We start from the raw sequence: 7853 nt of genomic DNA, 5'->3' as shown, positions 1-7853 counted from the left end.
TGGGTAAACACTAAAAGTGGCGCACAGCAACACATAAAACGAGTTAGCCCATGGCACTGGTCAGGTTTTAAAACGATAGAAGAGAAGGCAACGGTAGGCGAATTATCTGATAAAATCAGCAAAAATAACGTTGCCACCTTAGATTTAGCCGATTACACGCCGGCGATGCGAGAATTACAGCAAATCTTAACCGGCACACTAATATATTCAACCCAACGAAAAAAAGACCTACCGCCACCGACTTTTACGGATAGGGATTTAAAGGAAGGATTACGCAGAAGTTGGACAGCGGAGCAGATAGGGCATTTACTGATAAGATATGAAAGTGAATGGTATGCTGATGAAGGGTTAAGCAAATGGAACGAAGTTGATGAGCTATTTGAAGAAGAAAAGCAACAACAAAAAGCGCTTATTGAAGCGGGATTAGATAAACTTGGCATCACCGAGCCTTATCAGCGAGATTTTGCCATGAAAAAAGTGGACGAAGCGCATGAACATGTCAAAAGCAACTGGCAACTAGAAAAAGAAGAGCGCATTAAACCCTCACTGTGGTGGAAAAAAGTGGCGCAAGCTCAAACTCAAAACTCAACTGCAAACACAGAAGCCAATACGCCTAAACTATCCAATCTATCCGCAGACGGCAAGGCATGGTTTATTCATCCGGTGGCGATGGTGGATTTATTTGTAAAAAAACATCCAATTATTTTATTAGACCAAAATGAATATGAACTTATTTTTTTAAATCAAAGAAAAAATATGGATTTATTAACCGATGCTGATTATGAAGAAGTTGCAAACGAATTAGGATGTGAATCAAAAGCACTTAAAGCTGTAGGTATAAAAGAAACAAAGGATCAGAGTTTTTATACCCATTTAGGGGATCATGTTCCTAAAATATTATTTGAGAGACATTATTTTCACAAATTAACTAATGGTAAATATGATGATGATCCTGATATATCAAATAAATCTTCATTTACTAAATATGGTTCCTATGCGAAACAATATGAACGATTAATAAAAGCATATGCTTTATCACCTAGAGAAGCTCTAATGTCAGCTTCTTGGGGAAAATTTCAAGTTATGGGAGCAAATATGCATTCAGACAAATTAAGTATTGAAGATATTCTATATAAAATTAGTCAGTCAGAAAAAAATCATTTAATTACACTAAAAGGTTATTTATTGAAGAATAAAAATGCCTTGGAAGCATTAAAATCAAAAAAATGGGATTCATTTGCTTTGTATTATAATGGAAGTGGTTATAAAAAGAATAATTATGATATTCTTATAAAAGAAATCTATGAAAAGCTATAAACAAGTAAAATATTGGAATTATAAATGAATAAAATAATTATATTCAGTGTACTGTTAGTGAATTTTGCATTTGCTAATACAACAAAATGTGATGAAGACTCATTTGAGCAAGTAAATATAACCACTTTTTCTGGTAGTCATATGAATTTAAAATATCAATATTGTCCATATTTTAAAATCGAACCAATAGATTATATGGGATATCAATTATTAACTATTAAAGTTGATAACCAATTATATACTTATAAAAATAATGTTAGTGATAATGGGTATTCCAGTAGAGAAATGTTCTATTCTAAACTAGGGGTATTTGGTATTGCTGAAGCCAATACAGGAAATTCTCCTTTAACGATAACATATTTGACTATTAAAGATAATAAATTATTTTTATTGGGGAAAATCACGTTTGAGAGACGTATGGGAAACATAATTGGTGAGCCTTATATTGAAAATAGAAGTGATGAAACTAATAAAATTATAGACAACATGTTTTTATTAAATAAAAAAAATATTTTGGGAGAATATCCTTTAAATTTTTATGAAAGTTTATTGTTTATTTTTGCTGATAAATTCAAACAAAATATTTCAAAATATGAAATAAATAAATTGTTAATTAAGCTATCAGAATATCCAGATTTGAGTAATTTTTATAGACAAAAAATCTTTTTTAAAGATCATTCTTTATGTACATATAATAAAAATCTAATTGAAATGGATGCCTTTGGTTGTCAAATAGGAAATAAGCAATTATCCATTTGTTATAATTATTTTGATAAAGGTGATCTAATATACAGATATGGTAATAAAAATAAAATAGAATTAGAGTTGCGGAAAGAAATTTCAGATCAGAAAGTTTCAATAAATCCATTAGTTTTTAAAAAAAATATTTGGCATTATGAAGTAAATACATCTCTTGATAATGCAGGAATTTTAATAAAAAAGAATGGTAAGAATATTACGTTTCTTAAATGTGAAAATGACAGTGCAGAACCTTTAATATTTGATCCTATATGGGATTAGTGTTCCCTGTATACACAGGGATCCCCCTTTATCTTAATGCGAAAACCCTAACCCCACTTAATTGATAAAATTTTAAGTGGGCTTAAAAGCAGCAACCTAAAAAAACATGGCTCACTAAGCTTATCTTAAATTTCAATAAATTAATTTCAATTAAATATTGCAAATTCTATAAAAACCGTGTAATTTTCATGCCCAATTTTAGTTATCATTATTGATTATTAAAATTACCGATAAAAACAGATAAATATGACAAAACTAAATAAAAATAAGTAGCAAGGTAGTATAGGTAAGGATGTCACGGTTGTTAGTATATCAAATGCCCACATTATGCAGCATGATATTCATTCATTTGCATTGGTTTATTCACAATAAATTTGATTATTGTCCCTTACGGTTTGGTTTTCTAATAAAAACAAAGCAATCACGCTATCAATGTAACAATCCTCAACGCCAGATTTATGGCTATCTATTCATGCCCCTTAAAACAACTAATCATTAATCCATTTAATGGGGTAAAACGCACTTATTAAATTGAATGCGAAGAATGATAAGGAAAAAAAGTGGTGCAAGCCCAAAACGCCAACCTCAACATGGCCGCCAAGCAAGATATAAAAATTGACAGTGTCGATGGTGAACTAATCATAACCGCCAGTGAAAAAATCACCTTAATTTGTGGCGGTTCATACATAAAAATCAGCGAAGAAGGCATTGAACTGGGCACGCAGGATAATGTCTATCTTAAGTGTAATGTCATGCAGAAAATGGGAACAGCACAAAAAAATATTCAAAACGAATTACCGTCCATTTGTAAGGGGGTACAACAAGACAGTGCTGAAAAACATGCCATCATTGTGGAAAGAAAGTAATGATTAAAACCATATTAGACGAAGAAATAAATCACGTTATTGCTAAGCAAATTCAGCAACTGGGTAAAATGTATTTATTAGTTGATCCCCAAATCAACGATAATTTTTTCTTCGATAATTATTTCGAATTTGAAACAATCGTACCGATTCGTGATAGGCAAGATACCGTATCACAAGATCATGAATGCTTGCAGCTCTGTGCCATACCTAAACAAGCAACCTATATCAAACAGCTTATTATCGAAATAAAAAATAAAAAATCGGCAGCGATAGCGCTTATTGCTTCACCTTATTCGATTAAATATATACAAAATCACCTTAGTAATGCGATGTTGATGTCATACAATGGAAACAACTATCTTTTACGGTTTTATGATCCACAGGTTTTAAAACATTTAATTGAAATATTGGATCAAGAGCAATTAAATAACCTATTAGGTTGTATTGAATATTGGAATTACTGGCAAGATAGCTACACCCAATTGCATCATAAACCTAAATTAATCTTATCGGATATCAAATATAAGCTATCACCCAAACAATGGCAAAAAATCAAAATAGCACAAGTTTACAACACTTATGAATATCAGCTAGTCAAACAACAACAAAAACCTTTATCCAACACAGAGCAACGTACATTAAAAAAACTATTAGATTGGACATATAAAGTAACATTTTATCGACCTAACCAACAAAAAATGGACGTGATTATTCATTATGCAATGGCACAACCTGAGCAATTTTTCAGACAAATTAATGATGATTTATTATTTGAATTAATGACAAACCAAAACATCAATCAACTTGAACAATATTTAAAGAATTTAGATTAGGAATAAAACATGACAAATCTGGAAAGCTTAGTTAGTTTAATATTAGCAGCAAAAATCAAGCAAAACGATTCAGGCAAACGATGCCCCAAATGTCAAGAAAAGGAAGGTGACTTAATTGTACTGCCAACTCGCTTATCAATTTCTGGCTTTATGGGTAAAAACAAAACACTTAAACATAATCTTAAAGCAGACGTTGAACTGCCGCCTTTACCTGATTTTGCTCAACAAATGGTATCGAATTTGCCATTGGAACACTCAAAATATTGCATACAAATGTTAAGGCAAGGCTATTTATATGTCCTTGTCGATTACAAAAGTGGCGAAAAAAAATGGCGTGCTTTTACCTCAAGCCCGACGGGTTGCTTAGTAGAATATAACGATATAAACAAAGTACCAAACACGCCACCAACCTATAGCTGTAACATTGCTACAGACGGAGCTGATGCTTCTTACATCAGTTTTAAAAACAGTAAAGATATCTTTAAAATTCATTTTTTATTTAGCCCTAACAAAATAACCAATAAGCGGTTAGAATTTTACCAAACCACGCCTGAATTTGAACTAAATGGTCTAACGCCAGAACAAATCCGAAGTGGTCAAAAATCCATAAAAGACGACGACCTACTATCCAATATTTTAGAGTTATCAGCGGCTATGAAAATAGCCGAACAAGAATCGTTTTTACATAGCAAAAGTCCCTATGATTTTAGAACAGGCGAACGAGACTATGCACACCAACAATTACAGGTAATACACTATATTTACACGCAACGCACCTTTTTTTATGATAAAGACATCATGCAATACTATTTTCGTTATTTATCGCTCTATAAAAAATTAAAAGAGCGCCAAGGTGCAGCTATTGTAGTGCATGATGCTATCGGCATAACTCAAAGTTTAAATAAACGCCGTCATCAAGCCCTTGAAAAAGTAATGAAACCATGGATGGAATACGAAGATGCAGAAGGCATATCCAACGAACACCGTTTAATCATTTTAAGGCAACTATTAGGGTTTAAAGAATCCTTTCATCAACACCGAATCAAGCAGTTAATCAAGCAAGTTAAACACTGGGAAAAGTATTCAAACTGGGGCGATGATAAAATCATGATTCCTTCTATTCGCGATATGGCAAAAAGCAAAAGAAGAGAACTTTTTCAAAAAGTCGAAGAAGGATTAATAGAGCAACAAACTGAAAAACTATCTAAAGAAGAGTTTAAAAAATTTTATTGGGATCGGCTATCACAAGAAAAATTGGACAAATTTGAAAAAGAATTTAATGAGCTCAGTCAAGATGTAGAAGAACTGGCAGAAAAGCGAACCGATGATTACATAAAATGGTTAAAATCGAGCCAGCTAATTGCTGCATTAGATTTATATGACCAGACACAAACCATAGATGGCATTATGTTTCAATTACAAATGAGCGTTTGCCTATGTGGAGTAAACAGTTCAGAAAAAGTTAGGCAAATTATGGATAAATGGTGGCTTGAACCTCAAATAACCCAAGCCAATTTATGTATGCGCACCTATCTTTTTAACAACAAAAATTTAATTGACAAAATTAACGAATATCTCGATATTCAACAAAAAATCGCAATCAACGAATCGAGTGATGATAACAGACAAATACCTGATGTAGATAAAGCCATTAGCTTACTAAACACACTGACAGATCATGTTAATCAAACCGGTCCAGTGATAGAAAGTATGGCAGCGCGCGGCTTTCCAATTGCACTGTTATCGGTGACCTTTGCCGATTTAGTTAGAAGTTTTTTAAGGGTAACCACCCAAAGATTTAACCAAACGATTCAAAACCGTTTAGGCAATCTAATTTTTGCAGGCATTAGAACAAAAGCGCTTGAAATGTATGAATCAGGCTATAGTATTAATGGACATACATTTAGAGCCACACCCAGACGGGGTGCTCCGCAAATAACACGTGTTGCTCGTAACAATTTTACCAATACCGATTTAGTTAATACCAAAATCGCCATGATGGTATTTGCATTTACTGGCTACGAATCCGCTAAAAAATTAATCAATGGTCAAAACAACCCACGTGAAGTTGCCGAATTAACCGCATCATTGATGACAAGCACCGCCGCAGGAGTGCAAATATTAACCAGCGCAATACAAAGCTGTATCGAAAACAACCCAAACTCAAGAACCGCCGCGGTTACCTATACTGCATTTGGACGATACTTTTTATGGTCAGCAAGTTTATCGTTGATTGCAGGGGGGATATCGGGGGTATTGGATATTGAAAATGGTAAAGAGGCAAAAAAATCAAATCAATATATTATAGCTACAGCATATTTTGCTAGAGGTCTTGCAACCATAGCGCTAAGCATTTCCCAATTTGTGGTTGTTTTAGGCACATTAGTGCCATGGCTAGAGAATATTATCACAACAAGTATAGAGCGCACCATTTGGGTAAGTTTAGCCGAAGTGGGTTTAACCATTGGTCGATTTGCTATTGGCGCTCAAGCTGCAGCTTGGCTGGCTAGGATTATTTTTTACGCCTCAGTAATTGTTGTTATAGTTGGTGTTTGTTTAATTATTATTGATGATAACGCCATGCAAAAATGGTTTGACCGCTGCTGTTTTAGTAATAAACTTGAACGTAAAAAATTTGCTAACTTAGGCGAAGAATTAACCGAGTGGCATCAAGCACTACAGGAGACCTTTTAATATGTACGTTGGTGAATTTTTATTGTGGTTTGGTAGCGCCATAAAAGCCGAAACCCGCAAAAAATTAAAAATGGGCTATACCAGTGGCGATATGACGCTAAAAGAAGTCCAAAAAAACTACACTCAAGAATCCGTCAGTAATAACCCCAGACCAATAGGACCTTACTATGCCTATAACGATCGCTACTTAGAGATCCGTGGCGGCATGTTTGAAAATTTTCGGGGGATTTTGACTTGGATTAGTTTACTTATATTTACAATTCCTGGAATAGCTGGATATTTTGCTTTCAAAATAGCTTTTAAAATCCATAATAATCAATGGGATGAAACTAAAATAGGATCTGGTATATTTGCTATGATTTTTTTTTCAATCATTTGTTTAATTGCAACTTACTTATTTATCCGCTATTTCCGCTATATTTACCGATTTGAACTATTTACCATCCGCCATATTCGGGTACGGTTTAATCGAATTACAAAGCAAGTATATATTCAACGCCCTAAATATTGCGGTGGCACGGTGGTATTTAAATGGGAACATATTATGCCCGCCAACTTTGGCGAAACCGGCTCAGACATGGGGGGGACTAATGTCGTTAACTTGTTTACTTTTCACCCTTATAAAACTGGCTTTCCGGTTGCTCAATCCGTCGGTATTGGCAAAAATACTTATAATGCCCAAGATTATAAAGACGAATGGGAATTTATCCGCCGGTATATGGAGCACGGACCCGAAAACTTGCCAAAACCACGCCTAAGCACCCATTTACCCATGCCCTTTCATGGCTTTGAAGGGCATATCAAACCCATGATTCATGCCTTAAAAAATGCCCCAACGGCATGGGTGTATTTACTGCTTATTCCTGTATTTTTAATTTTATTACCGTTTTACACGGTGGGGTACTTTATTTCGGAATGCCTGTGTTGGCAACCTCGATGGTCGAAAATAATACGCCAAGCAGGTCAAATGGGCAAACCGATCCCAAAAGAAACCACTTTAGCGGACTACCCCCCTAAAGTACAACAAGCCCTATTAGATAGCCGTTTGGAATGGAGCGTGCGTGACGAAAAAACAGGAAAGTTAGTTGATTATGGAAATTCATAATATAAAAACACGTTTTAA

Annotated in this window: 6 protein-coding genes; all 6 read left to right on the top strand. The window is 34.2% G+C overall.

Annotated elements, in window-relative coordinates; translation table 11 throughout:
• Positions 1-1317 (top strand): N-acetylmuramidase family protein (locus A9G48_RS11065; protein ID WP_081299219.1); only part of this gene is annotated, 1317 nt, incomplete at its 5' end.
• A 24-nt stretch (positions 1318-1341) separates the two neighbouring features.
• The gene (locus A9G48_RS00980; RefSeq protein WP_034948076.1) at positions 1342-2337 is read left to right on the top strand and encodes a hypothetical protein; all 996 of its coding nucleotides are present in this window, start codon (positions 1342-1344) and stop codon (positions 2335-2337) included.
• A gap of 560 nt (positions 2338-2897) precedes the next feature.
• Entirely contained in the window at positions 2898-3203 is a 306-nt protein-coding gene (locus A9G48_RS00975) for a DUF2345 domain-containing protein (protein WP_034948074.1), read from the top strand.
• The gene (locus tag A9G48_RS00970; protein ID WP_034948071.1) at positions 3203-4036 is read left to right on the top strand and encodes a DUF4123 domain-containing protein; all 834 of its coding nucleotides are present in this window, start codon (positions 3203-3205) and stop codon (positions 4034-4036) included. Before A9G48_RS00975 ends, A9G48_RS00970 begins: the two co-directional genes overlap by 1 nt.
• 9 nt (positions 4037-4045) lie before the next feature.
• Positions 4046-6730, top strand: a complete 2685-nt coding sequence (locus tag A9G48_RS00965; protein ID WP_065575665.1) for a T6SS effector BTH_I2691 family protein — start codon at positions 4046-4048, stop codon at positions 6728-6730.
• Between the two features lies 1 nt (position 6731).
• The gene (locus tag A9G48_RS00960; protein ID WP_065575664.1) at positions 6732-7835 is read left to right on the top strand and encodes a DUF6708 domain-containing protein; all 1104 of its coding nucleotides are present in this window, start codon (positions 6732-6734) and stop codon (positions 7833-7835) included.
• The last annotated feature ends 18 nt before the right edge of the window (positions 7836-7853 follow it).

Source organism: Gilliamella sp. wkB18 (assembly GCF_001690875.1).
In the GTDB taxonomy this organism is placed as follows: Bacteria; Pseudomonadota; Gammaproteobacteria; order Enterobacterales; family Orbaceae; genus Gilliamella; species Gilliamella apicola_A.
Note: the sequence above shows the minus strand (reverse complement) of the source record. Positions and strands in the feature narration are given on the sequence as shown.

Excerpts from the sequence above, each read along its gene's own strand:
- A9G48_RS00980 (WP_034948076.1), top strand. The coding sequence starts at position 1,342 with ATGAATAAAATAATTATATTCAGTGTACTGTTAGTGAATTTTGCATTT.
- A9G48_RS00965 (WP_065575665.1), top strand. The coding sequence starts at position 4,046 with ATGACAAATCTGGAAAGCTTAGTTAGTTTAATATTAGCAGCAAAAATC.
- A9G48_RS00960 (WP_065575664.1), top strand. The coding sequence starts at position 6,732 with ATGTACGTTGGTGAATTTTTATTGTGGTTTGGTAGCGCCATAAAAGCC.
- A9G48_RS00970 (WP_034948071.1), top strand. The coding sequence starts at position 3,203 with ATGATTAAAACCATATTAGACGAAGAAATAAATCACGTTATTGCTAAG.